Here is a 2,493-nt window from a genome sequence, read left to right as displayed (position 1 = left end):
ACGCTGACCCCCTGATGAGACGCAAGCGCCGCCTGCTGCCCGCCCCGCTCCCCCAGCGCGACGGGATCGACCCCGTCCGGGTCGCACTGCCGCTCGACGGGACGTGGCCGACCGTGCGCGACCACCTGGTGGAGCGGCTCGCGGCCGGGCCCGGCGTCATCGACGCGATGGTGCGGGACGGCAGGATCGTCGGCGCGGACGGCGCAGCGGTGACCCCGGACACCCCTTATCTGCCGGGGGCCTCCGTGTGGTTCCACCGCGACCTCCCCGCGGAGGTTCCGGTCCCGTTCCCCCTCGACGTCGTCCACCGCGACGAGCACATCGTCATCGTGGACAAGCCGCACTTCCTCGCCACCATGCCGCGCGGCAGCCACGTCACCCAGACCGCCCTCGCCCGGCTCCGCAGAGAGCTCGGCATCCCGACGCTCGGCGCCGCCCACCGCCTGGACCGGCTGACCGCCGGACTGCTCCTGTTCACCGTGCGGCCCGAGGAACGCGGCGCGTACCAGACGCTGTTCGGGGACCGCCGGGTACACAAGGAGTACGAGGCGGTGGCGCCGTACGACCCGGACGTGCCGCTCCCGCGGACCGTGCGCAGCCACATCGTGAAGGAGCGAGGCATCATCGCGGCGTACGAGGTGGCGGACGCCGAGCCGAACAGCGAGAGCCACATCGAACTCGTCGAGCACCGCTCCGGCCTCGGCCGCTACCGCCTCACCCCGCACACCGGCCGCACCCACCAACTCCGCGTCCACATGAACGCGTTGGGCCTGCCGATCCTCGGCGACCCGGTCTACCCGGTGGTGACCGGACCCGTTCCGCCGGACGACTTCCGACGGCCCCTCCAGCTCCTGGCACGGGTACTGGAGTTCACGGACCCGGTCACGGGCGTCGCGCACCGCTTCACCAGCGGGCGGACGCTGGAGGCCTGGGAGGCGTACGACACCTGGGCGGGGTAGCCGTCAGTAGCCGCGCCACCAGGTGAGGAAGCGCTGCCACGCACCCTTGGGCCGGGCCGCCTCGGGCGCCGGGGCCGCGGCGGACGCCGCCGACGACTGCGCGGCCTGGGCCGCGGGCTCCGGGCGGCGCGGCGGGGACGACACCTGCCAGTCCCTGCGCGGGGTCGGCAGCTGTGCCGAGGGCCGGGCCATCACGTCCTGCGGCGGGCGCGGCGCGAACTTGACCGGCAGCTCCACCAGATGGCGCGACATGATCGACGACGTCCACCGCAGATCCCGCTCGTCGATGGCCAGTTCGACGTCCGGCAGGCGCATCAGGAGTGCGTCGACGCCGGTGTCCGCGATGGCGCGGCCGATGTCCTGGCCGGGGCACTCGTGCGGTCCGCCGCTGAACGCGAGGTGTGAGCGGTTGCCCTGCATGTTGGCGGCGAGGTCGGGCCGGACGACCGGATCCACGTTGCCCGGCGCGATGCCCATGATCAGGCCGTCGCCCGCGCGGATCTGCTGGCCGCCGAGCTGGGTGTCCTGCTTCGCGAAGTAGCCGACCATCGCGCTGAACGGCGGCTCGTCCCACAGGGACTGCTCGACCGCCTCGGGGACCGTCATCTGGCCGCCGCTGAGCTGGGCACGGAAACGCGGGTCGGTGAGGACCATCCGCACCACGTTCGCGATGAGGTTGGCGGTGGCCTCGTACGCGGCGATGAGCACCAGGCGCAGGTGGGCGCCGACCTCGTCGTCGGTGAGCCGCGCGGGGTGTGCGATGAGGCTGCTGGTGAAGTCCTCCTCGGGGTTGGCGCGGCGCCGCGCCACCAGCCCCATCAGGACCTCCATGACGTACGCGTTGCTCGCGATGGCGGTCTCGGTGCCCTTGATCATGTCGCGGGCGGACTGCACCATGCGCTCGTTGTACTCCTCGGGCATGCCGAGGACGTGGCACATCACCATCATCGGCAGGTGCTCGGCGAACTGGCTGACCAGGTCGGCGCTGCCGTCCTGGCAGATGTCGTTGAGCAGGTGGTTCGTATAGCGGTTGATGTAGCGGCGGATGCCTCGGTGGTCGATGCCCGACATGGCTCCGGTGACCGCGCCGCGCAGCCGCTGGTGCTCGTCGCCCTCGACGAAACTGCACATCGGCTGCCAGGTGAAGACGGGCGCGAGCGGATGGTCGAGGCCCGCACTGCCGTCCTGCACGGCCCGCCAGCTGCGCGAGTCGCGGGTGTACTGCGAGGGGGTGCGGACCATGTGGAGGTTCTCGCTGTGGCCGAGCACCGCCCAGATCGGCACATCGTTGTGGATCAGCACGGGCGCGACGGCGCCGTGCTCGGCGCGCAGCTTCTCGTACAGACCCGCGAGGTCGGTGTCGGCCTCGGGGCCGTAGATGCGGCGCAGGCCACCGGGGCCGAGGCCGTGGGCCGGGCAGCCGGGCGGCGCGGCGGCCGTGTCGTCGGTGCCGGGCCAGGAGGGAGTGGGAGGAGTCGTCACGATCGTCGCTCCGGGTTTCGCTGAAGAGGGGGGACCGGGGGCTGGATATGGG

General features: G+C 72.4%; 2 protein-coding genes. One reads left to right on the top strand and one right to left on the bottom strand.

From position 1 onward, the window contains the following. The first annotated feature begins 14 nt into the window (after positions 1–14). Positions 15–959, top strand: coding sequence for an RluA family pseudouridine synthase (locus AOK03_RS35335; RefSeq protein WP_063792651.1), 945 nt, complete (start codon positions 15–17; stop codon positions 957–959). A gap of 3 nt (positions 960–962) precedes the next feature. Here the strand turns inward: AOK03_RS35335 and AOK03_RS35330 are convergent, their stop codons facing one another. Then, the gene (locus AOK03_RS35330; RefSeq protein WP_055569481.1) at positions 963–2,441 is read right to left on the bottom strand and encodes a cytochrome P450; all 1,479 of its coding nucleotides are present in this window, start codon (positions 2,439–2,441) and stop codon (positions 963–965) included. Positions 2,442–2,493 lie beyond the last annotated feature (52 nt).

The organism is Streptomyces atriruber, assembly GCF_001418325.1.
GTDB classification, from domain to species: Bacteria; Actinomycetota; Actinomycetes; order Streptomycetales; family Streptomycetaceae; genus Streptomyces; species Streptomyces atriruber.
The sequence above is the reverse complement of the archived record's forward strand: the minus strand, read 5'-3'. Positions and strand labels throughout refer to the sequence as shown.

Coding starts and splice junctions, on each gene's coding strand:
- AOK03_RS35335 (WP_063792651.1), top strand. CDS start 15: ATGAGACGCAAGCGCCGCCTGCTGCCCGCCCCGCTCCCCCAGCGCGAC.